Annotated in this window: 33 protein-coding genes and 1 other RNA gene; 16 read left to right on the forward strand and 18 right to left on the reverse strand. The window is 68.8% G+C overall.

From position 1 onward, the window contains the following. Positions 1–4: 4 nt before the first annotated feature. Positions 5–919 carry an RNA polymerase sigma factor RpoH gene (gene rpoH, locus L8951_RS10570; RefSeq protein ID WP_244383020.1) on the reverse strand — a complete coding sequence of 305 codons (915 nt, stop codon included), beginning with the start codon at positions 917–919 and terminating at the stop codon, positions 5–7. A gap of 74 nt (positions 920–993) precedes the next feature. Then, a complete protein-coding gene (locus tag L8951_RS10575; RefSeq protein WP_407696406.1) occupies positions 994–1,944 on the reverse strand; it encodes an RluA family pseudouridine synthase in 951 nt (316 codons plus the stop codon). Between the two features lie 72 nt (positions 1,945–2,016). Between L8951_RS10575 and L8951_RS10580 the strand changes: the two genes are divergently transcribed. From L8951_RS10580 to L8951_RS10620, 9 genes are all read left to right on the forward strand, one after another. Next, the gene (locus L8951_RS10580; protein ID WP_244383022.1) at positions 2,017–2,655 is read left to right on the forward strand and encodes a histidine phosphotransferase family protein; all 639 of its coding nucleotides are present in this window, start codon (positions 2,017–2,019) and stop codon (positions 2,653–2,655) included. Positions 2,656–2,754: 99 nt separating this feature from the next. Continuing rightward, positions 2,755–5,124 carry a chemotaxis protein CheA gene (locus L8951_RS10585; RefSeq protein WP_244383023.1) on the forward strand — a complete coding sequence of 790 codons (2,370 nt, stop codon included), beginning with the start codon at positions 2,755–2,757 and terminating at the stop codon, positions 5,122–5,124. Continuing rightward, positions 5,124–5,570 (forward strand): chemotaxis protein CheW, encoded by a 447-nt coding sequence (locus tag L8951_RS10590; RefSeq protein ID WP_244383024.1) that lies wholly within the window; start codon positions 5,124–5,126, stop codon positions 5,568–5,570. The genes L8951_RS10585 and L8951_RS10590 overlap by 1 nt, the downstream gene beginning before the upstream one ends. A 61-nt stretch (positions 5,571–5,631) precedes the next feature. Next, positions 5,632–5,997, forward strand: coding sequence for a response regulator (locus L8951_RS10595; protein ID WP_244383025.1), 366 nt, complete (start codon positions 5,632–5,634; stop codon positions 5,995–5,997). 16 nt (positions 5,998–6,013) lie between these two features. Beyond that, complete coding sequence (gene cheB, locus L8951_RS10600) at positions 6,014–7,117, forward strand: chemotaxis-specific protein-glutamate methyltransferase CheB (protein WP_244383026.1); 1,104 nt, start codon at positions 6,014–6,016, stop codon at positions 7,115–7,117. Beyond that, entirely contained in the window at positions 7,117–7,968 is an 852-nt protein-coding gene (locus L8951_RS10605; RefSeq protein ID WP_244383027.1) for a CheR family methyltransferase, read from the forward strand. The genes cheB and L8951_RS10605 overlap by 1 nt, the downstream gene beginning before the upstream one ends. A 78-nt stretch (positions 7,969–8,046) precedes the next feature. Beyond that, positions 8,047–8,727, forward strand: coding sequence for an N-acetylmuramoyl-L-alanine amidase (locus tag L8951_RS10610; protein WP_244383028.1), 681 nt, complete (start codon positions 8,047–8,049; stop codon positions 8,725–8,727). 16 nt (positions 8,728–8,743) lie between these two features. Further along, positions 8,744–9,110: RNase P RNA component class A (gene rnpB / locus L8951_RS10615), an RNA gene on the forward strand. Between the two features lie 61 nt (positions 9,111–9,171). Then, positions 9,172–9,708, forward strand: coding sequence for a DnaJ domain-containing protein (locus tag L8951_RS10620; protein WP_244383029.1), 537 nt, complete (start codon positions 9,172–9,174; stop codon positions 9,706–9,708). On the opposite strand, the gene L8951_RS10625 is transcribed toward L8951_RS10620, so the two are convergent. The 10 genes from L8951_RS10625 to pspA are packed head-to-tail and all read right to left on the reverse strand — an operon-like array spanning position 9,705 to position 13,581. After that, a complete protein-coding gene (locus L8951_RS10625; protein ID WP_244383030.1) occupies positions 9,705–10,172 on the reverse strand; it encodes a PaaI family thioesterase in 468 nt (155 codons plus the stop codon). The genes L8951_RS10620 and L8951_RS10625 overlap by 4 nt on opposite strands. Further along, positions 10,169–10,573, reverse strand: coding sequence for a SufE family protein (locus L8951_RS10630; RefSeq protein ID WP_244383241.1), 405 nt, complete (start codon positions 10,571–10,573; stop codon positions 10,169–10,171). The genes L8951_RS10625 and L8951_RS10630 overlap by 4 nt, the downstream gene beginning before the upstream one ends. Positions 10,574–10,603: 30 nt before the next feature. Next, entirely contained in the window at positions 10,604–10,840 is a 237-nt protein-coding gene (locus L8951_RS10635) for a hypothetical protein (protein ID WP_244383031.1), read from the reverse strand. Further along, positions 10,837–11,178 carry a hypothetical protein gene (locus L8951_RS10640; protein ID WP_244383032.1) on the reverse strand — a complete coding sequence of 114 codons (342 nt, stop codon included), beginning with the start codon at positions 11,176–11,178 and terminating at the stop codon, positions 10,837–10,839. The genes L8951_RS10635 and L8951_RS10640 overlap by 4 nt, the downstream gene beginning before the upstream one ends. Positions 11,179–11,180: 2 nt before the next feature. After that, positions 11,181–11,516, reverse strand: coding sequence for a hypothetical protein (locus tag L8951_RS10645; protein WP_244383033.1), 336 nt, complete (start codon positions 11,514–11,516; stop codon positions 11,181–11,183). Further along, complete coding sequence (locus L8951_RS10650) at positions 11,516–11,842, reverse strand: hypothetical protein (protein WP_244383034.1); 327 nt, start codon at positions 11,840–11,842, stop codon at positions 11,516–11,518. Before L8951_RS10650 ends, L8951_RS10645 begins: the two co-directional genes overlap by 1 nt. 9 nt (positions 11,843–11,851) lie before the next feature. Next, on the reverse strand, positions 11,852–12,157 hold the full coding sequence (locus L8951_RS10655; RefSeq protein WP_244383035.1) for a hypothetical protein: 306 nt from the start codon (positions 12,155–12,157) through the stop codon (positions 11,852–11,854). A 10-nt stretch (positions 12,158–12,167) separates the two neighbouring features. Next, complete coding sequence (pspC, locus tag L8951_RS10660; RefSeq protein WP_244383036.1) at positions 12,168–12,557, reverse strand: envelope stress response membrane protein PspC; 390 nt, start codon at positions 12,555–12,557, stop codon at positions 12,168–12,170. After that, positions 12,557–12,877 carry an envelope stress response membrane protein PspB gene (pspB, locus tag L8951_RS10665; RefSeq protein WP_244383037.1) on the reverse strand — a complete coding sequence of 107 codons (321 nt, stop codon included), beginning with the start codon at positions 12,875–12,877 and terminating at the stop codon, positions 12,557–12,559. The genes pspC and pspB overlap by 1 nt, the downstream gene beginning before the upstream one ends. A 35-nt stretch (positions 12,878–12,912) precedes the next feature. After that, a complete protein-coding gene (pspA, locus tag L8951_RS10670; protein WP_244383038.1) occupies positions 12,913–13,581 on the reverse strand; it encodes a phage shock protein PspA in 669 nt (222 codons plus the stop codon). 153 nt (positions 13,582–13,734) lie between these two features. Between pspA and pspF the strand changes: the two genes are divergently transcribed. The 3 genes from pspF to L8951_RS10685 all read left to right on the forward strand — a co-directional run bounded on the left by pspF (position 13,735) and on the right by L8951_RS10685 (position 16,168). Beyond that, positions 13,735–14,808 (forward strand): phage shock protein operon transcriptional activator, encoded by a 1,074-nt coding sequence (pspF, locus tag L8951_RS10675; RefSeq protein WP_244383242.1) that lies wholly within the window; start codon positions 13,735–13,737, stop codon positions 14,806–14,808. A gap of 69 nt (positions 14,809–14,877) precedes the next feature. Next, positions 14,878–15,426: a tetratricopeptide repeat protein gene (locus L8951_RS10680; RefSeq protein ID WP_244383039.1), complete on the forward strand. Its 549-nt coding sequence runs from the start codon at positions 14,878–14,880 to the stop codon at positions 15,424–15,426. Positions 15,427–15,547: 121 nt separating this feature from the next. Further along, positions 15,548–16,168, forward strand: a complete 621-nt coding sequence (locus L8951_RS10685) for a superoxide dismutase (RefSeq protein ID WP_244383040.1) — start codon at positions 15,548–15,550, stop codon at positions 16,166–16,168. A 61-nt stretch (positions 16,169–16,229) separates the two neighbouring features. Here the strand turns inward: L8951_RS10685 and L8951_RS10690 are convergent, their stop codons facing one another. The 6 genes from L8951_RS10690 to dapF are packed head-to-tail and all read right to left on the reverse strand — an operon-like array spanning position 16,230 to position 21,477. Further along, positions 16,230–16,991 (reverse strand): ABC transporter permease, encoded by a 762-nt coding sequence (locus L8951_RS10690; protein WP_244383041.1) that lies wholly within the window; start codon positions 16,989–16,991, stop codon positions 16,230–16,232. Beyond that, positions 16,988–17,917, reverse strand: coding sequence for an ABC transporter ATP-binding protein (locus tag L8951_RS10695; protein WP_244383042.1), 930 nt, complete (start codon positions 17,915–17,917; stop codon positions 16,988–16,990). The genes L8951_RS10690 and L8951_RS10695 overlap by 4 nt, the downstream gene beginning before the upstream one ends. After that, complete coding sequence (locus L8951_RS10700) at positions 17,914–18,537, reverse strand: inner membrane-spanning protein YciB (protein WP_244383043.1); 624 nt, start codon at positions 18,535–18,537, stop codon at positions 17,914–17,916. The genes L8951_RS10695 and L8951_RS10700 overlap by 4 nt, the downstream gene beginning before the upstream one ends. Beyond that, entirely contained in the window at positions 18,534–19,451 is a 918-nt protein-coding gene (gene ftsY / locus L8951_RS10705; protein ID WP_244383044.1) for a signal recognition particle-docking protein FtsY, read from the reverse strand. Before ftsY ends, L8951_RS10700 begins: the two co-directional genes overlap by 4 nt. After that, positions 19,448–20,668 (reverse strand): tRNA (N(6)-L-threonylcarbamoyladenosine(37)-C(2))-methylthiotransferase MtaB, encoded by a 1,221-nt coding sequence (mtaB, locus tag L8951_RS10710; protein WP_244383045.1) that lies wholly within the window; start codon positions 20,666–20,668, stop codon positions 19,448–19,450. The genes ftsY and mtaB overlap by 4 nt, the downstream gene beginning before the upstream one ends. Then, positions 20,665–21,477, reverse strand: a complete 813-nt coding sequence (gene dapF, locus L8951_RS10715) for a diaminopimelate epimerase (protein ID WP_244383046.1) — start codon at positions 21,475–21,477, stop codon at positions 20,665–20,667. Before dapF ends, mtaB begins: the two co-directional genes overlap by 4 nt. A gap of 92 nt (positions 21,478–21,569) precedes the next feature. Between dapF and L8951_RS10720 the strand changes: the two genes are divergently transcribed. The 4 genes from L8951_RS10720 (at position 21,570) to rimM (ending at position 24,740) form a co-directional block, all read left to right on the forward strand. Next, entirely contained in the window at positions 21,570–22,139 is a 570-nt protein-coding gene (locus L8951_RS10720) for a DUF924 family protein (protein WP_244383047.1), read from the forward strand. 180 nt (positions 22,140–22,319) lie between these two features. Beyond that, a complete protein-coding gene (gene ffh / locus L8951_RS10725) occupies positions 22,320–23,780 on the forward strand; it encodes a signal recognition particle protein (protein WP_244383048.1) in 1,461 nt (486 codons plus the stop codon). Between the two features lie 27 nt (positions 23,781–23,807). Next, positions 23,808–24,230, forward strand: coding sequence for a 30S ribosomal protein S16 (gene rpsP / locus L8951_RS10730; RefSeq protein ID WP_244383049.1), 423 nt, complete (start codon positions 23,808–23,810; stop codon positions 24,228–24,230). 6 nt (positions 24,231–24,236) lie between these two features. Next, positions 24,237–24,740, forward strand: coding sequence for a ribosome maturation factor RimM (gene rimM / locus L8951_RS10735; protein ID WP_244383050.1), 504 nt, complete (start codon positions 24,237–24,239; stop codon positions 24,738–24,740). Positions 24,741–24,790: the final 50 nt, after the last annotated feature.

The raw sequence follows: 24,790 nt of genomic DNA on the forward strand, positions 1-24,790 counted from the left end.
GCTGTTAGGCGGCGTCGTCGACGAGGTAGCGTTGCTCCTCGGCCATCTTGACGAGCGCGGCCTGCAGCTTCTCGAAGGCGCGCACCTCGATCTGGCGGATCCGCTCGCGGCTGACCCCGTAGACCTGACTGAGGTCCTCGAGCGTCTTGGGGTTTTCCGACAGCCGCCGCTCGGTGAGGATATGCTGCTCGCGCTCGTTGAGCGCGTCCATCGCCTGCATCAGGAGGTCGTGGCGCACCTGCCGCTCCTCCGCGTCGGCGACCAGCTCGTCCTGCAGCGGTTCCTCGGAATGGAGCAGGTCCATCCACTGCGATTCGCCGTCCTCGTCGCCGCTGCGCATCGGCGCGTTGAGGCTCGAATCGCCGCCACGCGCCATGCGCCGGTTCATCGACACGACATCGTCTTCGGAAACACCCAGTTCGGTGGCGATCTTGGTCACGTCGTCGGGGTGCAGGTCGCCTTCCTCGAAGGCCTCGATCTGGTTCTTCATCCGCCTGAGGTTGAAGAACAGCTTCTTCTGCGCGGCGGTGGTGCCCATCTTGACGAGGCTCCACGAGCGCAGGATGAATTCTTGGATCGAGGCGCGGATCCACCACATCGCGTAGGTGGCGAGGCGGAAGCCGCGGTCGGGATCGAATTTCTTCACCCCCTGCATCAGCCCGATATTGCCCTCGGAGATCAGCTCGGAGACGGGCAGGCCGTAGCCGCGGTAGCCCATCGCGATCTTGGCGACGAGCCGCAGGTGCGAGTTGACCAGCTGCGCGGCGGCCTCGGTGTCACCATGCTCCTTCCAGCGCACCGCGAGCATGAACTCGTCCTCGGGGGTGAGGATCGGGAACTTCTTGATCTCGCTGAGATAGCGATTGAGCCCGTCCTCGCCTCCGGTGGAGGGTATCGACAATGCCGCAGTCTTGGCCATGCTTGCTCCTTTTGCCGCCGCGCCAACCCGCGGCGCCCCGTTCAAGGGGGTCGGCCTCTATAGCCTTCCCCTTCCTATACGTGAAGTGCCGCCACCAGTTCCGCCATATCCGATGGAAGCGCACTTTCGAACGACAAACGGTCGCCGCTCGCGGGGTGGATGAACCCCAGTCGCGCGGCGTGTAGCGCCTGCCGCTGAAAACCCAGTGATTTCAAGGTCTCGCGATGCTCCTTTCGCGTGCGACCGTAAAAGGGATCGCCGACCAGTGGGTGCCCCAGATGCGCCATGTGCACCCGCACCTGGTGGGTCCGCCCGGTCTCGAGCCGGCATTCGATCAGGCTCGCCGCGCGCAGGTTCTCCAGCTTGGTCCAGTGCGTCACCGCGCGCTTGCCGCGGCCCGCGGCGACGACTGCCATCTTCTTGCGGTTGGCGGACGAGCGGGCGAGGGGGGCATCGACCGTCCCTTCCCCCGCGAGCAGGAGCCCCGAGGCGACCGCGATATAGCGCCGCTCGATCGAATGCGCCGCGAACTGCCGCGCCAGCCCCTCGTGCGCGACGTCGGTCTTGGCGACCACGAGCAGCCCCGAGGTGTCCTTGTCGATGCGATGGACGATGCCGGGGCGCGCCACCCCGTTGATCCCCGACAACCGGCCCCGGCAATGGTGGAGCAGCGCGTTGACCAGCGTGCCGTCGAGATTGCCCGCGGCGGGGTGGACGACCAGCCCGGCGGGCTTGTCGACGACGAGCAGCTGGTCGTCTTCGTGGACGATGTTCAGCGGGATGTCCTGCGGCACCGCGTGATGCGGGACGGGCGCGGGCACGTGCAGAAGGTAGCGTTCATCGCCGCGCACCTTGATCGCGGGATCGCGCACCGCCGCGCCCGCGGCCTCGAGCGCGCCCGCGCTGATCAGCTTCTTGACGCGCTCGCGCGACAGGCCGCCGGCTTGGTCGGTGACCGCGCGGTCGAGCCGCCAGCCGGCATGGCGCGCCTCCAGCTCAATCTCGATGTCCCCGCCCATGCGCATCGATATGGGGGGCGGACAAGCGGGGTCAATAGGGGTTGCGTGGCGCCGCCGCGCTCGCCATGCCTTGGGGCCATGAACCAGACCGAATTCGCCGCCCTCCTGTGCAGCCGCCTGTGCCATGACCTCATGAGCCCGGTGGGGGCGCTCAACAACGGGGTCGAACTGCTCGCCGACGAAAACGACCCCGAGATGCGCGATCGGGTGATCGAGCTCATCGGCGAGAGCGCGGCGGCAACCGCCAACAAGCTCAAGTTCTTCCGGCTCGCCTTCGGCGCGGGCGGGGGCTTTGGCGCCGAGATCGACACCGGCGAGGCGAGGGCGGCGCTCGCGGGGCTGTTCGGTCCCGACCGCCGGGTCGAGTTGGGCTGGATGGTCGAGGAAGCGCGGTTGCCCAAGGATGCGGTCAAGTTGTTGCTCAACCTGGCGCTGATCGCGGGCGATGCGCTGGTGCGCGGCGGCAAGCTCGACGTCGGCGCCGAACGGCGCGAGGGCGAGGTCGAACTGGTGATCCGCGCCGAGGGGCCGCGGCTGATCCTCGACCCCGCGATCCGCGCCACGCTCGAGGGGGTGGACGGGGGCGAGGGCGAGGGCGAGCCGCGCGCGGCCGGCGCGCTGCTCGCGCGCCAGCTCGCCGCCGCGCAGGGCGGGGCGATCCGGTTCAGCGCGCCCGGCGAGACGGTGGCGATGATCGGCGCCACGCTTTCGGCCTGACCGTCACACCCCATCTTTGGCGCCCGGCGTTGCTAACGCGGCCTTAACCCTTTGCGCCTCATAGGCGGTGGGGACAGTCGCAAAGCTTGTGGGGCCCCGATGGAAGACCTGATCGCCGATTTTGTCGCGGAAAGCCGTGAAATGCTCGAATCGCTCGGGGGCGAGATCGTCGCCTGGGAGGCCGAGCCGCACGATCGCGCCCGGCTCGACAGCATCTTCCGCTTCGTCCACACCGTGAAGGGCAATTGCGGCTTTTTCGACTTTCCCCGGCTCGAAGCCTTGAGCCATGCCGCCGAGGACGCGCTCGCCGACGTGCGCGCGGGTCGGCGCCAGCCCGATGCCGCGCTGGTCAGCGCGGTGCTCGGCATCATCGACCGCATCGGCGAGATGATCGAGATCATCGATCGCGGCGACCCGCTGCCCGAAGGTGACGATAGCGCGCTCATCAACGCGCTGTCGGCCGACGCGATCATCGAGGCCGTCGCCGCGCCGGCGCCCGAAACCGAGGATGCGGCGCGTGCCACCACGATCGGCAGCAGCCCGACCGCCGCGCCCCGCACCATCCGGCTGTCGGTCGAACTGCTCGACCGCGTGATGAGCGGGGTGTCCGACATGGTGCTCGCGCGCAACGAACTCGCCCGCCGCCTGCGCGAGGCGCCCGAGGACGTCGCCGTCCAGGGTGCCTTCGAGCGGCTCTCGGGCATCATCGCCGAGATGCGCGACAGCATCACGCGCACCCGCATGCAGCGGATCGAGAACCTGTTCGTCGCGTTGCCGCGGATGGTGCGCGACCTGTCCAACGAGCTGGGCAAGCAGGTGATGATCGACATCGACGGCGGCGACGTCGAACTCGACCGCGAGATGATCGAGATGATCCGCGATCCCCTGACCCACATCATCCGCAACGCCATCGACCATGGCATCGAATCCCCGGCCGAGCGGCTCAAGGCGGGCAAGCGCGAGATCGGCATGCTCGCCGTCTCGGCGCGCCAGTCGGGCAACCAGATCCTCATCGACATCGCCGACGACGGCAAGGGCATCGACGCTGCGCGGCTCGTCGACAAGGCGATCGCCAGCGGGCTGGTCGACAAGACGACCGCCGAGGAGATGAGCCACGCCGCCAAGCTGGCGCTGATCTTCGAGGCCGGGCTCTCGACCGCGCGCGCGGTGACCTCGGTGTCGGGGCGCGGGGTGGGCATGGACGTGGTCCGCTCCAACGTCGAACGCATCGGCGGACTGGTCGAGGTCGACAGCAAGCGGGGCGAGGGCACCCGCATGACGCTGCGCGTCCCGCTCACGCTCACCATCATCCCCGCGCTGACCGTGTCGATCGGCGAACAGAGCTTCGCCATCCCGCGCTCGGCGATCGAGGAAATCGTCCGCGCCAACGGCTCGAGCGTGACGCTCGAGAAGGTCGGCGGGGCGGGCATCGCCACCATCCGCGGTCGCCGCGTCCCCGAGGTCGCGCTCGCCGATATCCTCGGGCTCGACAGCGATATGGCCGACGAGGATCGCACCCTGATCGTGCTGCGCCCGGCGGGTGGCGACGTCTATGCGCTGGCGGTCGACCGGATCCACGACCACGAGGAGCTGGTGGTCAAGCCCGCCGCGCCCGCGGTGATGGCGACCGGTCTCTATGCCGGCACCACGCTGGCCGACGACGGCAGCCCGATCCTGCTTTTCGACACCGCCGGGCTGGCGCAGGTCGGCGGGGTCAAGCTCGAGAAGCAGGAGCGCGCCGCGCGCGTCGCCGAGGACAAGGCCGCCGCCAACGACGACCTCGTCGAACTGCTGCTGTTCCGCGGGCTCGGCGGGCAGCGCCGCGTCGTCCGGCTCGGCGCGGTCGATCGCATCGAGGACGTGCCGGTCGATCGCTTCACCGAGGCGGGCGGGCGGCTGCGGGTCCAGCTGGGCGAGGACATCCTGCCCGCGACCGGGCTCGACAGCCTCGTCGAACTTGAGGGGCGCGAGAGCGTGCGGTTGTTCCGCCTGTCCGACGGCGAGACCGAGATCGGCTATGCCTTCGACCAGGTCATCGACATCAAGGCGCTCGACCACGAGGTCATCCCCGCCGAGGGACAGGGCGCGATAACCGGGGTCAGCCTGGTGGGCGAGGAGCCCGCCGAGATGGTCGATGCCCACTGGCTGTTCGCGCGGCTCGCGGCCGACTCCAGCCAGCAGCCGAGCGGGCTGGTCTGCGCGCTGCCCGCCGACGACGCGTGGATGCGCAACATGCTGCGCCCGATCGTCGAGGCGGCGGGCTATGCCGTCGTCGACGCCGCCAGCGAGGCGGCAGCGGGCGCCGATCTGGTAATCCGCTCGGCCGAGGAGGCGGACAGCGCGCCGACCGGCGCGGGCACGCTGCTCAAGCTGCGCAAGTCGCCCGAGGGCGATGACGACAGCATCTATCGCTACGACCGCGCGGGCCTGCTGATGGCGCTGCGCTCGGTGGCCGGAGGAACGAACTGATGGACCTGCTCCTGATTGTCAGCATCGGCGGCAGCCGCGTCGCGCTCGACGCCGCCGCGATCGAATCGGTGATCGAACTCGACGCCCTCTCGCCGGTCCCGCGCGCGCCCGCGCACCTCGCCGGCCTGTCGGCGCTGCGCAGCCGCGTGCTCACCGTGGTCGACTGCAAGCGCGCGCTCGAGCTGGGCGAGACCCGCTTCGATGCGGGCGAGATCCACGAGGCCGCGGTCGTCGAGGTCGACGGTCACCATTATGCGCTCAGCGTCGACAGCGTCGTCGACGTGGTCGAGGCGCGCGGCGAACCCCAGCCGGTGCGCGCCGCGATGGGCGCGGGCTGGGAGCGCGTCGCTTCGGGGATGATCGAGACCGAGGAGGGGCCGATCCTGCTCGTCGACATCGCCCGGCTGATCGCCGGACCGCAGCAGGGCGATCGTGCCGCTGCTTAACCGCCTGTTACCTTTTCCATTCTAAGGTTCTGCTTGAACCGAGACTATGAGGGCCCACCCCATGAAGACCTGTTTGATCGTCGATGACTCCAAGGTGATCCGCAAGGTTGCGCGTCACATCCTCGAAACGCTCGATTTCAAGGTCGAGGAAGCGGGCGACGGCAAGGAAGCGCTGTCCTTCTGCGAGCAGACGATGCCCGATGTCGTGCTGCTCGACTGGAACATGCCGGTGATGAGCGGGATGGAATTCCTCAAGCTCCTGCGCCAGGGCGGGCATGCCAACCAGCCCAAGGTCGTCTTCTGCACCACCGAGAACGACATGGCGCACATCCGCGCCGCGCTCGAGGCGGGGGCCGACGAATATGTGATGAAGCCGTTCGACCGCGAGACCTTGCACGTCAAGCTGCAACTCGTCGGCGTCGCCTAAGCGAGCCCCGCCAGTCATGGCCGGGTCGCTCGCCCCCCAGATCAAGCGGGCTTCTTCCGCACCGCCGCGCCCCGTGCGGCTGATGATCGTCGACGACAGCACCGTGGCGCGCGCGGTGCTGACGCGGATGATCGAGACCGACCCCCAGTTCAAGGTCGTCGCCGATGCCGCCTCCGCCGAGGCGGCGATCGAGGCCCTGCGCGACATCGACTGTGACATCGTTCTGCTCGACCTCGAGATGCCGGGGGCGGGAGGGCTCGAAAAACTGCCCGAGATCCTCGACGCCTCGCGCGGGGCGCAGGTGCTGGTCTGCTCCTCGCTCGCCGAGGAAGGCGCCGAGGCGACCGTCCGCGCGCTCGCGATGGGCGCTTCCGACACGCTGCCCAAGCCCGGGACCGGGCGGTTCGGGGGCACCTTCTCGGACGTGCTGCTGGGCAAGCTGCGCGCGCTCGCGACCTCGGGCGCGGTGCCCAAGCCGAGCGCGCCCAAGCGCGCCTCGCCGCGCCCGCTCATCGAGGCCGGCCTGCGGACCGACCGCGAGACCGCGATCGAGGTGCTCCTGATCGGGGCCTCGACCGGGGGAATCCACGCGCTTGCCTCCTTCTTCGAGGCACTGCCGCCCCGGATCGGGGTACCGATCTGCGTCACCCAGCACCTGCCCGGCGCCTTCATGCCCGTCTTCGCGCGCCAGCTCGCGCGGTTCGCCGGGCGGCCGTGCCACGTCGCCGAACAGGGGCACCCCCTGCTCGCCGACCGGATCTACATCGCCCCCGGCGACGGGCATCTCGAACTGCGCGCGACCGCGCAGGGGCTGATGGCGCGGATCAGCCGCGACCAGCAGGCGAGCGGCTGCATGCCCGCGGTCGACCCGATGTTCGCCTCCGCTGCCGAGGCCTGCGGCGAACGCGCCTGCGCCATCGTCCTGACCGGGATGGGACGCGACGGCTCGGCGGGCGCGCAGCGGCTCGTCGCCTGCGGTTCGGCGGTCATGGCGCAGGACGAACCCTCGAGCGCGGTCTGGGGCATGCCGCGCTCGATCTTCGAACAGGGGCTGGCCTGCCGCCTCGGCCCGCCCGCCGAACTGGCACGGCACGTCGCCACCCGCGTGGGAGGGGCCTGATGGCGATCAGCGACAGCTCGAGCCGGATCCTCGCCGGGCTCCTCGAGGCGCGCACCGGGCAGCAGCTTACGATGAGCCGCCGCTGGCGCATCGAAACCGCGCTCTCGGGGCTGATGCGCCAGCGCAAGATCGCCAGCATCGACGAGCTCATCACGCTGCTGGTGATGAACCGCGACGCGCGGCTGAGCGACGAGGTGATCGAGGCGCTGCTCAACAACGAGACCTATTTCTTCCGCGACCGCGCCCCCTTCGACATGCTCCAGCGCGAGCTCCTGCCCGCGGTGCGCAACGCGCGCCTAGCCGAACGCAAGTTGGCGATCTGGTCGGCGGGCTGCTCGACCGGGCAGGAAGCCTATTCGATCGCCATGATGATCGCCGAGGACCCGCTCGCCTGGGCGGGCTGGGAGATCGAGATCGTCGGCACCGACGTCAGCCGCACGGTCACCGACCGCGCGCGTGAGGGGATCTTCACCCATTTCGAGGTGCAGCGCGGGCTCGGCATCCAGCAGACCATCCGCTGGTTCGAGGAGCGCGGCGACCAGTGGGCGGTGGTCGACCAGATCAGGGACATGGTCCGCTTCGAGGCCCGCAACCTGTTCGATGCGCCCCCGCGCCCGGGGCAGTTCGACCTCATCTTGTGCCGCAACGTGCTGCTCTATTTCTGCAACGCCAAGCGCCGCGACGCCTTCGATCGGATGGCCAGCGCGCTCAAGCCCGACGGCGGGCTGCTCCTTGGCGCGGGCGAGACGGTGATCGGGCAGACCGAGCGCTTCGCCGCCGACCGCTCGATGCGCGGGATCTACCGGCTGGCGGGCGGGCGCGATGCCGACCGCCGTGCCACCGGGAGTTGATCGGCGCAAGCTTTAGCGGCGGGGGCCGAACGGCGGGGGCTTGACGCTGGGGGGGCGGATGGCGCCTAAGTCGTTGCCATGGACCTGATCCACCGCCCATCACCCAACCATGGGGAACGGCTGCTGCCGGTCTCGATCATCGTCCTCCACTATACCGGCATGCCGACCGGCGAGGCCGCGCTCGACAAGATGTGCAGCCCCGACGGCGGGGTCTCGGCGCATTATTGCATCGAGCAGGACGGGCGCGTCTTCCAGCTGGTCGACGAGGAGCGCCGCGCCTGGCACGCCGGGCAGAGCTATTGGCGCGGGATCACCGACGTCAATTCGGCCAGCGTCGGGATCGAGCTGGTCAACCCCGGGCACGAGTTCGGCTATCCCCCCTTTGCCGACGAGCAGATCGCCGCGCTGATCCCGCTGCTGGCCGACATCAAGCACCGCCACGGTATCAGCCGCGGCAACATCGTCGGCCATTCGGACATCGCGCCGCAGCGCAAGCAGGACCCGGGGGAGAAATTCCCCTGGCCCGCGCTGGCCAAGCGCCGCCTCGCGCTGCCGAGCCCGACCAAGGACCTGATGGATCCCTTCTGGACCGACAGCGGCTTCATGCTGGCGCTCGAGCGCTTCGGCTACGACGTGACCGACCCCACCGCCGCGGTGATCGCCTTCCAGCGCCGCTTTCGCCCCGAGACGATCGACGGCATCATCGACGGCGAATGCCGCGCCAAGCTGCTCGCGCTCTTGCTGCCGCGCCCGCAATAGCCCATATCGGCGGGTGCCAGGGGGCCGGGCGACCGCGATCGCACGATCGAGGAAAGTCCGGGCTCCACGGAACGACGGTGCCGGGTAACGCCCGGCGGCGCGTCCTTCGGGACGGGTCAGGGACAGTGCCACAGAAAGCATACCACCGCTCTTCGGGGCGGCCAGGGCGAACGGGTGCGGCAAGAGCGCACCGCGCGGGTGGCAACATCCGCGGCACGGTAAACCCCACCGGGAGCAAGGCCGAATAGGGGCATCGCACGGGTCGGTTCCGACCCGATGCCCGGGTTGGCTGCTGGAGCCTGTCGGTAACGGCAGGCCGAGATGAATGGTCGCACAGTCCCCTCGGGGATGGACAGAACCCGGCTTACAGGCCCCCTGGCAATATTCCTGCTTCTCCTTTCGTCGGGGGTGGCGGGGGGCGGCCCGCGCCCCTATCTAGGCCTCATGCCTCGACCTGGACGATCCGACGACTGGGGGTTTCCCCGCTGGCGCAGCTATGGCGAAAAGTCGCGCGAGGCGACGCGCGTGCGGCTGTGCGACCGGGTGCATTGCAGCGAGCCCGGCGATCGCCCCGCGCCCAAGGCCCCCAACAGCCCCGAGCGCTGGTATTTCTGCGAAAAGCACGCCGCCGAATATAACAAGAACTGGAACTATTTCGCGGGGCTCTCGAAGGAAGAGGCCGCGCGCCGCGCCGCCGAGGAAAATCGCGACGCGAGCGGGTTCCGCCAGTCGGCGCATTACGAATGGGCGGGCTCGGGCGACGGCAGCCGCAGCCGCGAGGAGATGCGCGCGCTCGACCTGTTCGACCTCGACGCGCATGCCGAATTCGACGAGGTCCGCCGCGCCTATCGCGCGCGCGCCAAGGCGCTCCACCCCGACGTCAACCCGGGCGATGCGGAGGCCGCCGCCGAGTTCCAGAAGGTGCAGGCGGCCTACGACGTGCTCAAGGTCGCCGAGCAGCGTCGCCGCGACCTCGGCTAGGCCTTGATCATGAAGGTGCCCGCGACATGCGCGAGTTCGCGCCCGTCCTCGAGCCGCGCGGTGCCGCGCACGAAGGCGACCGAGCGCGTGAGCTTGTAGGTCTCGCAGCGCGCGACGATCCGGTCGTCGATCGTCGCCGGGCGCAGATAATCTAGCCTGAGGTCGATCGTCACGATCGGTTCGAACCGCCCCAGCGCCTGCCACACCGAGGCACCGCCGCAGGTGTCGAGCAGCCCGACGATCGCGCCCGAGGCGAGGATCCCGTCCTCGGGCACCCCGACCAGCTCGGGCTTGGGCGCGAGCCCGAGCTCGACCCAATTGTCGCCATGCGCGCGATAGTCGTAGCCGATCGCCTTGCCGTGCCCGACCGAGCCGATCAGCGCGAGGAAGCGCGCGATGTCGAATTCCTCGAGCAGCGCGGCGCGCTCCTGCGCGAGGCGGCGCTGCTCGTCCGCCTCGCTCACGAGGCCAGCCGCTCGGCGGTCTCACGCACCAGCGCGATCATGTTGGGCACCCCCTGGGTTCGGTTGGACGACAGCTCGCGGCTCAGATCGAAGGGCGCGAGCGCGCCCGCGATGTCGGTCTTCGCCACCTCGGCGGCGGGGCGGTCCTGCACCGCCGCCAGCACCAGCGCGACCACTCCCTTGGTGATCGCCGCATTGCTGTCGGCCAGGAAGTGCAGCCGGTCGCCCTCCTGCGTGGGGTAGACCCACACGCTCGCCGAGCAGCCGCGAACCTTGGTGGCATCGGTCTTGAGCGCCTCGGGCATCGGCTCGAGCTTGCGCCCGAGGTCGATCAGCAAGCGATAGCGATCCTCGCTGTCGAGGAATTCATATTCCTCGGTGATGTCGGGGAGGGGGGGCAGGCTCATGGCCCGCCTGTTAGCGCCGCCGCCTCAGTCGCGCAAACCCTCTATCTGGCGGGTGAGGCTGTCTTCCTTCTCGACCGCGATACGCTCGAGCACCTGGAGCCGCCCCTTCAGCGCCTGCACCTCCTCGCGAAGCGCCTTGATCTCGGGGCCCTCGACCCGCTCGCCCGCCGCCTGCCCGCGGGCCTTGGCGAAGCTGCTCAGCAGCTTGGTGCCCATGACGATGGCGACAATCGCCACGACCATCGAGAACGGATCCCTCACTTGTCCTCCTTCGAGCTGCCCGGCCGCCGGTCGACCTTGTCGGGCCGCGGCGGGAGCGACTTGAGGTTATCAATTTCCTCGGCCAATCGCGAGGGCCTGTCGGTGACGATCCGCTCGAGCGTCTCGAGCCGGTCGTAGACCGCATCGAGCTGGTCGCGCAGCGCCGCATTCTCTTCCTGCAGCCGGGCCAGCTTGGCGGGGTCGCGCGGCTCGACCTTGCGCCCCCAGCTGTCCTCGACCGGATAGCCGTGCTTGACCTTGAGCGTCTCGGTGATGACCCAGCCGATGATCGCCAGCGCGGCGATGATGAAGGCGCCGATGATGAGGGGGGTGGGCATGGTCAGTCGGCCGTCCGCTCGGGGGCGCGCTCGGCGGCGTTGTCGGCGGCGCGCTGGCGGTCGCGCGCGGCGAGGCGTTCGAGGTCGCGCAACGCGTCGATCTGCTCGGCGGTATGCGCGCCGCGGTCGGTGGCGATGCGTTCGAGCACCGCGAGCCGCTTCTCGAGCGCCTCGATCCGCGCCTCGTGCGCCTCGGCGCGGGTGCCGGTTTCCTGGCGGATCACGTTGCCGTGCTCGTCGGTGATCGGATAGCCGTGCTTGGCCTTCATCCAGTCGGTCAGCAGCGAGCCCGCCGTGCAGACGACGGCGAGCACCACCACCATTTCGAACACGCCCATCAGTTGCGCGCCTTCTTCTCGATCGACAGCTGGTCGATTTCCTGCGCGAGCCCGTAGCTCTGGTCGGTAACGATGCGCTCGACCGTCTCCACCCGCTCCTTCATCGCCGACATCTGCGCGCGCAGTTCGGCATTCTCGCTGGTCAGCAGCTTGATCCGTTCCTCGGCCTCGCGGTCGGTCTTGGGGTGGATCGCCATGCCCCAGCTGTTCTCGAGCGGGTAGCCGTTGCGGATGCGGTTGTGGGTGTTGATCACCCAGCCGGCCACCGCGGCGACGACGACCGTGGTGACGTAGGGGGCGAGCGCGATGATCTGCGAAAATTCCATGGTGGCCTCCTAGCGCTCGAGCCGAGCGGGTGCGGGTGCGGCTGCGGGCGGTTCGAGCTCGCGCAGCGCCTCGATCGCCTGCGCGGTCTGCGCGCCGCGATCGGTGACGATCTGTTCGAGCACGCGCACGCGCGCCTCGAGGCGGTCGGTGTCGACCGCCGGGCGCGCGGCCGGCGCGGCGGCCTCGGGCGCGGCCAGTTCGAGCTCGAGCTTGCGCCGTTTGAGCGCGAACCAGTTGCGGATGAGGTAGAAGGTGATCAGCAACGGCCCGCCGACGGCGAGGAGGATGGCGATGGCTTCTTCGATGTCGTTCACGCGCGCTCTCCTATTTGAGTTCGTCGATCTGGCGCGCGAGGACGCGGTTCTCGCTCGTCACATAGCTCTCGATGTCGGCAAGCCGGCGATCGATTGCGCGGAACTCGGAGTGGATCGCCTTGGCCGACTTGGTCGGACTGGCGCGCACCTGCCGCCAGAACTGGCGGTCCTCCTCGTTGCTGTAGGCCAGCTCGGCGGGCTTGTCCTCGGCGATGATGCCGGCGAGGAAATAGAGCATCAGCGCCGAGCCCGAGCTCATCAGGATGGCGAACAGCACCATGATCCGCATCAAGGTGACATCGACCCCGGTATAGTCGGCGAGGCCGGCGCACACCCCCATGACCTTGCCGTGCTTCTTGTCCTTGTAGAATCTGGTGTGGCGGGCGGGACCGGTCATCATCAATGCTCCTTCTTGCGGTCGAGCAGGGCTTCATGCTCGGCCAGCAACTGGTCGGCGCGGCCGAGCAGGTTCTGGTCGCGCAGGCGGTCGGCCGACACGCATTTCTCGCGCCACTGCGGATCCTCCGCGCTCATGATCCGCTCGATCGTGCAGATCCGGTCGTCGAGCCGCCGTGCGGCCTCGTGCAATTCCTCGAGCAGCTTCTCGTCGGGCGCGGTCAGCGTGGCCTGGCTCTTCCACTTGGTGACATAGTGGAAGATCAGCCACGGCAAGCCGATGAAGATCGACACGATGGCCACGAACGGAATGAAGTCGTCCATATTCTAATGTTCCCCTTTGGTGCGGCGTCGGCCGCCTATTTCGTCTTGGTGCGCAGCGCGGCCTTCATCGCCTCGAGCTCCTCATCGACCTTATCGGCGGCCTTGAGATCGGCAATCTCTTCCTCGAGACTCTTGGGGCCGGTCATCCCCAGCGCGTCGGCCTGCCCCTCGGCAAGGTCGGCGCGGCGTTCGAGGCTCTCGAACCGCGCGAAGGCGTCCTGCGTCCGGTTGCCGTTGAGCAGTTCGCGCGCCTTGGCGCGGCTCATCGCGCTCTCGAGCCGGGTGGCGATCGCGTTTTGACGCGCGCGCGCCTCGCGCAGCTTGGCCTGGAGCTTGGCGATGTCGGCCTCATAGGCCTTGAGCGTCTCGTCGATCTGCTCGATCTCGGCGCGCAGCCCCTGCGCCATGTCGGCCGCCTTCTGGCGCTCGATCAGCGCCTGCTTGGCGAGATCCTCGCGCTCCTTCGACAGCGCCAGTTCGGCCTTCTCGGTCCAGCTGTCCTGCAATTCGTCGAGCCGGGCGAGGGCGCGCCGCATTTCCTTGCCGTCGGCGATCGAGCGCGCCGCCGAGGCGCGCACCTCGACGAGCGTTTCTTCCATCTCGAGGATGATCATGCGGATCATCCGCGCCGGATCCTCGGCGCGGTCGAGCAGCTCGGTCATGTTGGCGGCGAAAATATCCCGCACGCGGGAGAAGATGGCCATAAGGCACTCCTGTTACGCTTCGTTGCCCGAATCTATGCCAGAAGCGTGCCAAATAGCCACGCCGTTTGCAAATCTGCAAAGGGATGGATTTTTCGACGCGCATGGGGCGCAAACATCTTGCCAGATGGTGGGATTTTCCACCACATGTCGGGGATGGAGCGGGCAAATCAATTCGTCGGCCAGTCGCTGGCCTTCCTCGACGCGGTCGAGCGCGCGAGCCGGGCGGCGCCGCTCGATCGCCCGGTGCTGGTGATCGGCGAACGCGGCACCGGCAAGGAGCTGATCGCCGAACGCCTCCACCGCCTGTCGAGCCGCTGGTCGGGGCCGCTCGTGGTGATGAACTGCGCGGCGCTGCCCGAGACGCTGATCGAGGCCGAACTGTTCGGCCACGAGGCGGGCAGCTTCACCGGCGCGACCAAGACCCGGCAGGGCCGTTTCGAGGAAGCCGACGGGGGTACGCTGTTCCTCGACGAGCTCGCCACGCTCTCGGCCGCGGCGCAGGAACGGCTGCTGCGCACGGTCGAATATGGCGAGGTCACCCGCATCGGCGCCTCCAAGCCGATCCGTGTCGACGTGCGGATTGTGGCGGCGACCAACGAGCACCTGCCCCGCCTCGTCGAACGCGGGCGCTTTCGCGCCGACCTGCTCGACCGGCTGTCGTTTGAGGTCGTCACGCTGCCGCCGCTGCGCGCGCGCGAGGGCGATATCGCGCTCCTCGCCGAACATTTCGGGCGTCGCATGGCGGTCGAGCTCGACTGGCCCAACTGGCCGGGTTTCGCGGACGAGGCGCTGGCCCGGCTCGAGGCGCACCGCTGGCCCGGCAACGTGCGCGAATTGCGCAACGTGGTCGAGCGCGCGGTCTACCGCGCCGAGGATCCCGAGCGCCCGGTCGCCACGATCAACTTCGACCCCTTCCGCTCGCCCTGGTCGCCCGCGCCTGACGCCGCCGCGCCCGACGCCGCCGCGCCCGACGACGCCGATGCGGCGGCACCCGCGGCCGACGCCGCCGCCGCCGCGCCCGCCGCGCCCTCCGAGAGCGCCGCCGTGCCCGCTCTGGAGACCGACGATTTCAAGGCCAGCGTCGCCGCCTTCGAAAAGGCGCTGATCGAGCATGCGCTCGAGAAGAACCGCTACAACCAGCGCGCCACCGCCAAGGCGCTGGGGCTGAGCTACGACCAGCTGCGCCACGCCATGAAACGGCTCGAACTGAGCGCTACCGCCGCCTGACGCGGGGTCGATAGCGCCAATGCTTTCAATGTGATAGGGTGTGCGCCCATCGAGAAAGGACGAACGCTTATGAACAGGTTCCTCATCGCCGCGCTCGTGACCGCCGGGGTCGGGACCGCGGCCCAGGCCGGGGTGGTCACCATCGGCAGTCCCAAGTCCACCAGCTGCTATCTCGCCGCCGAGGCCAAGAGCGATCGCCGCGGCGACATCGAGACCTGTACCGAGGCGCTGGCCGAGGATTCGCTCGGCATCGAGGCGCGCGCCGGGACCTATGTCAATCGCGGCATCATCCACATGAACCGGCGCGACTATGTCGCCGCCGCCGCCGATTATGCCCGCGCGCGCGAGCTCGACCCCGACCAGCCCGAGGCCTATCTCAACGAGGGCATCCTCGCGCTGCACCAGCAGCAGGCCGAGGCCGCCGTGCGCTACGCCGACCGCTCGCTCGAGCTCGACACGGTGCGCCCGCATATCGCCTATTTCATCCGCGGGCTCGCCCACGAGGACCGCGGGCAGGCCAAGCTGGCCTATCGCGACCTCCAGACCGCCTCCTCGCTCGCGCCCGGATGGCGCGCGGTCGAGCGCGAACTGGCGCGCTATACGGTGGTCGCCCGCTAGGCCCGTGATCGGGCGGGAAGGGGGCTGACAGCGCTCGTTTCGCTCCCTAAACGGGGAGCCGTGCAACGCCTCGCGCTGCGAGGCGTTGGCGGTTCACATCCCCAATCAACAGGAGCGCCCGATGGCTTTCACCCTTCCCGATCTTCCCTTCGCCAAGGACGCGCTCGGCGATCACATGTCGGCCGAAACGCTCGAATATCACCACGGCAAGCACCACAAGGCCTATGTCGACAAGACCAACGGGATGCTCGGCGAGGATCTCGAAGGCGCCAACCTGACCACCGTCATCAAGCGCGCCAAGGAAGCGGGCAACCAGGGCCTGTTCAACAATGCGGCGCAGATCTGGAACCACAGCTTCTTCTGGCTCGGGCTCGCCCCCGAAGGCTCGACCAAGCCCTCGGACAAGCTGCAGGCGATGATCGACAGCGATTTCGGCTCGACCGACAAGCTGCTCGAGGCGCTGCAGACCGAGAGCGCCAACCATTTCGCCAGCGGGTGGGGCTGGCTCATCCTCAACAACGGCAAGCTCGAGGTCACCAGCCTGCACGACGCCGACAGCCCGGTCGCGCACGGCATGACCCCGCTGTTCACCGTCGATGTCTGGGAACATGCCTACTATATCGACTATCGCAACGCGCGCCCCGACTATCTCAAGAGCGTGCTGCACAACATCGTCAACTGGGACTTCGTCTCGCACAACCTCGACGGGCAGGGGGTGAGCCGCGCCGACCAGCTCGGCTGAGCCCATTGTCGCCACGATGAGGGAAGGGGCGGTCGCCGGCGCGGCCGCCCCTTCTTCATGGCTATTGCTTGAGCCGGTGCCCGGTGCGGAAGATCCACGCGATCGCGAGCAGCGGGAGCAGGATCGCCAGTGCCATCGCCGCCACGCTGGCGCCGAGCGGCACGTCGGCGACCCCGTAGAAGGTCCAGCGATAGCCCGAGACGAGATAGACGATGGGGTTGAACAGCGTCACCGTGCGCCACGGTTCGGCTAGCGTGCCGACCGCGTAGAAGATCCCCCCGAGGAAGGCGAGCGGAGTGACGACCAGCAGCGGCACGAACTGCAGCTGCTCGAAATTGTCGGCGAGCAGCCCGATCAGGAAGCCGAGCAGGCAGAACCCCGCCGCGATGGCGAGCAGGAAGGCCAGCATCAGCAGCGGGTGCTCGACCCGCACCTCGACGAACAGCGCGGCGGTCGCCAGCGTGATGAGCGCGAGGAGGAAGCTCTTGGTCACCGCCGCGCCGACGTAGGAGGCGACCGTCTCGAGCGGCGACAGCGGGGCCGAGAGGATCTCGTAAATCGTCCCCGTGAACTTGGGGAAATAGATGCCGAAGCTGGCGTTGGCGACCGACTGGGTCAGCACCGACAGGAGGATCAGCCCGGGCACGATGAAGCTGCCGTAGTCGATCCCCGCCATGTCGCTCATCCGGCTCCCGATCGCCGACCCGAAGACGAGGAAATAGAGCGCGGTGGTGAGCACCGGGGCGACCACGCTCTGCCACAAGGTGCGCTTCCAGCGCGCCATCTCGAAGCGGTAGATGGCCAGCATGCCGCGCGGGTTCATGACGCGTCCCCGGCGCGCACGAGGCTGACGAAGATGTCCTCGAGGCTCGACTGGCGGGTGGTCAGGTCGCGCCAGCCGATCCCGGCCTCGTCGAGCTGGCGCATGAGCCGGGGGATGCCCGTCTCCTCGGCCTTGCTGTCGAAATGATAGTCGAGCTCGCGCCCCCCGTCGGCGAGGTCGAGGTCCCAGCCGTGCAGGCGCTCGGGCAGCGCGGCCAGCGGGGCGTCGAGGAAGATCTTGAGCGTGCGGCGCCCCAGCTGCGCCATCAGCTCGGCCTTGTTGCCGAGCGCGACCAGCTCGCCGCCGCGGATCACCCCGACGCGGTCGGCCATCTCCTCGGCCTCCTCGATATAATGGGTGGTGAGGATGATCGTGGTGCCGTCGGCGCGCAGCGCGCGCACCAACGCCCACATGTCGCGGCGCAATTCGACATCGACCCCCGCGGTGGGCTCGTCGAGGAACAGGATCTCGGGCTCGTGCGCGAGCGCCTTGGCGATCATCACCCGGCGCTTCATCCCCCCCGACAATTCGAGCATCCGGCTGTGCCGCTTCTCCCACAGGGTCAGCCGCTTGAGCAGCCGCTCGAGATAGGCATCGTCGCGCGCGCAGCCGAACAGCCCGCGGGTGAAGGCGACCGTGTCCCAGACGGTCTCGAAGGCGTCGGTCGTCAGTTCCTGCGGGACGAGCCCGATCCGCCGCCGCGCCGCGCGATAGTCGGTTTCGATATCATCGCCCGCCACGCGCACGCTGCCCGCGGTCTTGGTCACGATCCCGCAGACGATCGAGATCAGCGTCGTCTTTCCCGCGCCATTGGGGCCGAGCAGCGCGAAGATCTCGCCCTTGCCGATCGACAGGTCGACTCCCTTGAGCGCCAGCGTGCCGCCCTTGTAGGCCTTGACCAGCCCGCGGATGTCGATGACGCTCACGGCTTCTCCTGCCCCATGTCGAGCCCGTTGCGGAGCAGCATCGGCATCTGGCTGGCGGCGAACAGGAAGGTGAGGGGCAGGAAGCCCCAGATCTTGAAGCCAAGCCAGAACGACGTCGAACTGTTGCGCCAGACGACTTCATTGAGGCACGCGAGGAAAACGAAGAAAATCGCCCAGTTGCGCGATAACTTGCTCCAGCCCGCGGGGCTGACGCCGGGATAGGCGGCGCCGAGCAGCGCTTTCAGCAGGTTGCGCCTGGTGACCAGCCCGAACCCGAGGATGGCGGCGGCGAGCAGGTAGAAGAAGGTCGGCTTCATCTTGATGAACTGCTCGTCGCGGGTGAACCAGGTGATCGCCGCCGAGACCGCCACGAGCACGACCGAGATGAGCTGCAGCGTCGTCACCTTGCCGGTGGCGCGATAGCCGACCACCATCGCCACGACCATTGCGGCGAGGAAGCCGCCGGTGGCGATCAGGAGCCGCTGCACCTCGTCGCCGGGGGCGAACTTGAAGGCGAGGAAATAGAGCAGGAGCGGGCCGAGGTCGAGCAGGAGCTGTTTGCCGGGCGACAGCCGCGCCGCCTGCGCCTCGATCTCGGGGCCGGGGTGCAGGTCGGTCATGCCGGGGGCAGCCCCGCGATCGCGCGCGCCACCGCGCGCGGGTCGAAGGGGCGCAGGTCATCGACCCCTTCGCCCACCCCGATGGCGTGGATCGGCAGCCCGAATTTCTCGGCCGCCGCGACCATCACCCCGCCGCGCGCGGTGCCGTCCAACTTGGTCATCACGAGGCCCGTCACCTGCGCCACCTCGCGGAACACCTCGATCTGGTTGAGCGCATTCTGCCCGGTGGTGGCGTCGAGGACGAGGATCACGTCGTGCGGGGCCTCGCTGTTCAGCTTGCCCAGCACGCGTCGGATCTTGGACAGTTCGTCCATCAGGTGCGCCTTGTTCTGGAGCCGCCCGGCGGTGTCGACGATCAGCACGTCCTCGCCCGTCGCGGTCGCCTGCTTGACCCCGTCGAACACGATCGAGGCGGGATCGCCGCCCTCGGGACCGGCGATGACCGGCGCGTTGATGCGCCCGCCCCAGATCTTTAGCTGCTCGATCGCGGCGGCGCGAAAGGTGTCGCCGGCGGCGAGCAGCACGCCATAATCCTGCTCGTGGAGGAGATGGCCGATCTTGCCGATGGTGGTCGTCTTGCCCGATCCGTTGACGCCGATGACGAGGATCACATGCGGGCGAGGAAAGCCGAAGATATCCAAGGGTTTGGCGACGGGATCTAAGATGCGTTCGATTTCCTCGGCGAGGATCTCGCGCAGCCCGCGCTCGTCGAGCATGTCATATTTTCGCGCCGCGATCGCGTCGCGGATCCGCTTCGAGGCCTCGGGGCCCATGTCGGAGGCGATCAGCGCCTCCTCGATGTCGTCGAGCGTGGCGGCGTCGAGCTTCTGCTGGCTCGCCAGCCCCTGGAGATTTTCCCCGACGCGATCGGCGGTCTTGCGAAACCCGCCCGTCAGGCGCTCGAGCCAACTCATTCGAATACCCCCGTCAAACCCTGTTCATCGGCCGCGATGATGCGCGCCTGTCCGTAGGCGCCGCGCGCCGCGCCATCAACCGTGATCGGCGCGAAGCCGTCGCTGTGCCCCTTGCCGCTGTTCTCGATCAGGCAGGGCTGGCGCGTGCCGACCTGCGCCTCGAGCCACCGTCGCCGGTGCGCCGCCGCGCGCGCGCGCAGCCGCGCCGCGCGCGCCTTGACCAGCGCGCGGTCGAGCTGCGGCATGCGCGCCGCGGGGGTCTTGTCGCGCGGGCTGAAGGGAAAGACATGCGCGGCGACGATGTCGCAATCCTCGATCAGCGCGAGGCTGTTTTCGAACATTTCCTCGGTCTCGGTAGGAAAGCCGGCAATGATGTCGGCGCCGATCGTCACCTCGGGCCGCGCCGCCTTGAGCCGTTCCACGACTCCGACCGCCTGCCGGCGCGAATGGCGCCGCTTCATGCGCTTGAGGATCATGTCGTCGCCTGCCTGGAGCGAGAGGTGGAAGTGGGGGAGCAGCCGCGCGTCGCCGCTCAGCAGCTCGTAGAGCGCGCCGTCCATCTCGATGCTGTCGAGGCTCGACAGTCGCAGCCGCTGCAGCCGCGGCTCGTCGGCCAACATCCGCTGGAGCAGCGCACCGAGCCGCAGCCCGTCGCGCTCGTAGCTGGTGATGTCGACCCCGGTGATGACGATCTCGGAGGCGCCGCGGTCGAGTTCGGCGGCGACCGCGCGGCGCACCGCCGCATAGGGGAGCGACTGCGAATTGCCGCGGCCATAGGGGATGGTGCAGAAGGTGCAGCGATGGTCGCAGCCGGTTTGCACCGCGACGAAACTGCGCACGTGCCGGGCGAAGCCCGCCGCGACCGGGGGCGCGGGTGCCGTCATGACGTCACCCGGCAAGTCCTTGGTCGCGCTGGCGATCTCGCCCGCGTCGAGCTTGTCGGCATTGCCGACGAGGGCGTCGACTTCGGGCATGGCGCGGAAGGTCTCGGGTTCGATCTGCGCCGCGCAGCCGGTGACCAGCAGCCGGGCCTCGGGGTGGTCGCGCCGCGCGCGGCGGATCGTCTGCCGGGTCTGGCGCACCGCCTCGTGGGTCACCGCGCAGCTGTTGACGATGACCGTCGGCCCCGCGCCCGCGGCCTCGAGCCGCCGCTGCATCGTCGCGCTCTCGGCCATGTTGAGCCGGCAGCCGAGCGTGATCGTCTCGACGCGGCTCATGCGACCGCGCCGTCGAGCGCGGCGAGGTCGACCGTGCCGTCGAACACGTGGGTCGCCGCGCCGCGCATCAGGATCGGCTCGCCCGGCGCCCAGCTGACGTGCAGCGTGCCCCCCGGCATCCGCACCTCGACCGGCGCGATGAGGTGGCGCCGGCGGATCGCCGCGATCGCGCTCGCGCACGCCCCGGTCCCGCACGCCTCGGTCAGCCCGGCGCCGCGCTCGAAGGTGCGCAGCTCCAGATGGTTGTCGCGAACCTGCGCGACATTGACGTTGATCCGGCGGGGAAACAGCGGGTCGCGCTCGATCTCGGCCCCGAGCCGTTCGAGCGGTACCGCCTCGAGGTCGTCGACGAAGAAGACGAGGTGGGGGTTGCCGACGTTGACGGCATCGGGGCGCTCGAGCATGTCCCATCCGAGCGGCAACGGCCGCGTGTCCATCGCATCGCGCAGCGGAATCGCGTCCCACTCGAAGCGGGGCGGGGGCAGCTGGACGCTGATCTCGCCCTCCATCGCGACCGCCTCGAGCGCGCCGCCCTCGGTCTCGATCGTGCTCGCGCGGGTCAGCGCGGCGACGCAGCGCGCGGCATTGCCGCAGGCCTCGGCCTGCGACCCGTCGGCGTTCCAGATGTCCATCCTGACCTCGGCGCTGCTGCTCGGCGACAGGCGGATCAGCTGGTCGCAGCCGATCCCGCGACGCCGGTCGCACAGCGCGCGCACCTGCGCCGGGCTCGGCTCGATCGGGTGGGCGCGGGCATCGAGGATCACGAAATCGTTGCCGAGGCCATGCATCTTGTGGAAGCTAACGGTCATGACAGGCGATCTAGGGGCAGGGGGCCCCGGACGCAACAAGCGGGGATGGGCACTCCATGGGTACCAGCGGGCCGAACAGCAATTCATCGAGCATGGCGTTCGCGCCCATCGACAGCGAGACGCGCCGCCAGGCGCAGGACGTGATCGACTATTGGTTCGACGACGTCGGTCCCGACCGCTGGTGGAAGAAGGATCCCGCGCTCGACGCCGAGATCCGGCAGAAGTGGGGCAAGCTTCGGCAGGAGGTGCTGAAGAGCGAGGCCAGGGTCTGGCGCGAGGGGCCGCGCCGCATCCTCGCCGCGATCATCCTGCTCGACCAGTTCAGCCGCAACATCCATCGCGGCAAGGCCAAGGCGTTCGAGGCCGACGCGCTGGCGCGCCGGCTGACCCGCCGGGCCATCGCCAAGGGCTGGGACCAGCGCATGACGATGCCGCAGCGCCGCTTCCTCTACATGCCGCTGATGCATTCGGAGGATCTCGACGACCAGGCGGAAAGCGTGCGGCTGTTTGACGCGATGAGCGCGGAGGGGCGCGACAAGTTCGCCCACCTGCACTACCAGCAGATCGCCGATTTCGGTCGCTTCCCGGGACGCAACAAGGCGCTCGGGCGCGAAAGCACACCGGAGGAACGCATCGCGCTGGAAGGCGGGGCGGCCTTCTAGCCCGCTCGCCGGGGGGTGCCGCCGGGCCTTGACCTGTCGCGCCCGCCCCCCTATGAGCGCCTCGTCCATGAAGGATGACAGTATCGACAGCGCTGCGGCGCCCGCTAGCCGACGAGGTTTCGTCCGCTGGCGTTTTTCGCGTTAGGCGGCGGTCGCTACGGTCAGCAAGGAGAACGACGTTTGTTTGACAGCCTGAGCGATCGCCTTTCCGGTGTCTTCGACAAGATCCGCGGCCGCGGCGCCTTGTCGGAAGCCGACGTGCGCGATGCGATGCGCGAGGTGCGTGTCGCGCTGCTCGAGGCCGATGTCGCGCTCCCCGTCGCGCGCCAGTTCGTCGAGAAGGTCACCGAACGGGCGGTCGGCGAGGAAGTCATCCGCTCGGTCACGCCGGGGCAGATGGTCGTCAAGATCGTCAACGACGCGCTGGTCGAACTGCTCGGCAGCGAGAATGCCGAGCTCAAGCTCAACGTCGCGCCGCCCGCGGTCATCATGGTCGTCGGCCTGCAGGGCTCGGGCAAGACCACCACGACCGCCAAGCTCGCCAAGCGCTTGCACGAAAAGGACCGCAAGAAGGTCCTGATGGCGTCGCTCGACGTCGCTCGCCCGGCGGCGCAAGAGCAGCTCGCGGTGCTGGGGCGCCAGGCGAAGGTCGACACGCTGCCGATCGTCGCGGGCCAGCAGCCCACCGACATCGCCAAGCGCGCGCTCTCGGCGGCCAAGCTGCAGGGCTATGACGTCGTCATGCTCGACACTGCGGGCCGCCTGCACGTCGACGATGCGCTGATGGACGAGATGAAGGCGGTCGCGGGCGCGGCGAACCCGACCGAGACGCTGCTCGTCGTCGACAGCCTGACCGGCCAGGACGCGGTCAACGTCGCCAAGGGCTTCGGCGAAGAAATCGAGCTTAGCGGCGTCATCCTCACCCGCATGGACGGCGATGCGCGCGGCGGCGCGGCGCTGTCGATGCGCGAGGTCACGGGCAAGCCGATCAAGTTCGCGGGAACCGGCGAGGGCCTGGACGCCATCGAGCCCTTCCATCCCGACCGTGTCGCCGGCCGCATCCTCGGCATGGGCGACGTCGTCAGCCTCGTCGAGAAGGCCGCCGAGACGGTCAAGATGGAGGATGCCGAGCGGCTCGCCAAGAAGATGGAGAAGGGCAAGTTCGACCTCGACGACCTCGCCCTCCAGCTCAAGCAGATGCAGAAGATGGGCGGGCTCGCCGCGCTCGCCAAGATGATGCCCGGGATGAAGGGCATGAAGGCGGCGGGCGATGTCGACGAGAAGGCGCTGACCCGGCTCGAGGCGATGCTCTCCTCGATGACGCCGGGCGAACGCGCCCGTCCCAAGCTCATCAACGCCAAGCGCAAGATCCGGATCGCCAAGGGGTCGGGCACGACCGTCCAGGAGGTCAACAAGCTCCTCAAGATGCACCAGCAGATGGAAGGGGCGATGAAGAAATTGAAGAAGATGGGGGGCTTCTCCAAGCTCGCCAGCCTCTTCGGCGGCGGGATGCCGGGCGGGGGCGATGCGCTCCCCGGCGGCGCGACGCCGCAGCTCCCCCCGGGGGGGTTGCCGGGCTTGGGTGGCCCCGGCGCACCGATGAACCTGCCCCCCGGTTTCGACAAGTTTTCAAAGAAATAACCGCATACTCTAAGAAGGAATATCATTATGGCCGTTGCAATTCGTCTCGCCCGCGGTGGCGCCAAGAAGCGTCCCTATTACCGCATCGTCGTCGCCGACAGCCGCAACTCGCGCGACGGTCGCTTCATCGAGCGCGTGGGGTCGTACAACCCGCTCCTCGCCAAGGACAATCCCGAGCGCGTCAAGCTCGACAAGGAGCGCATCCAGCATTGGCTCAGCGTCGGCGCGCAGCCGACCGACCGCGTCCTGCGCTTCCTCGACGCAGAAGGGCTGATGAAGCGCGAAGCGCGCAACAACCCGCAGAAGGGCGAACCGGGCGAGAAGGCCAAGGAACGCGCCGAAGAGCGCGCCGCCAAGGAAGCCGAAGCCGCCGAAGCCGCCAAGGCGGCTGCCGAAGCGCCCGCCGAAGAAGCCGCTGCGGAAGAAGCGACCGAAGACAAGGGCGAGTAGGCCGACATGGGCGGCGGGTCCGACGATCGCATCGCGCTCGCCGCCATTGCCGGCGCCCACGGCATCAAGGGCGAGGTTCGCCTCAAGCTCTTTGCCGAGGGCATCGCCAGCCTCAAGGTGCACGAGGCGCTGTTCGTCGGTGGCGACGAGCGGCGCCTCTTGTCCGTCCGCGAGGGCGGCAAGAATGGCGCGGTCGCCCGCTTCGAGGGGGTCGGCGACCGCACCGCCGCGGAAAGTCTTCGCGGGAGCCTCGTCGAAGTGGCGCGCGAGGCGCTGCCCGGCCTTGACGAAGGCGAATATTATTTCTCCGACCTGCTCGACCTGCCCGTGGTCGCCGACGACGATGGCGAGGCGATCGGCACCGTGGTCGCGGTCGAGAATTACGGCGCCAGCGACGTGGTCGAGATCGAGAAGCCGAACGGCAAGCGCTTCATGGTACCGCTGACCGAGGACGCGGTGCCCGAATGGGATGCCGAGCGGCTCGTCGTGGCGCGCGACTTCATCGACTAGCGCCGTCGCTCGCCAGCCCCGGGCGGCTTCACAGCGGCGCCGATCTGCGC

Origin of the sequence: Sphingomicrobium astaxanthinifaciens (assembly GCF_022865105.1) — a bacterium.
In the GTDB taxonomy this organism is placed as follows: Bacteria; Pseudomonadota; Alphaproteobacteria; order Sphingomonadales; family Sphingomonadaceae; genus Sphingomicrobium; species Sphingomicrobium astaxanthinifaciens.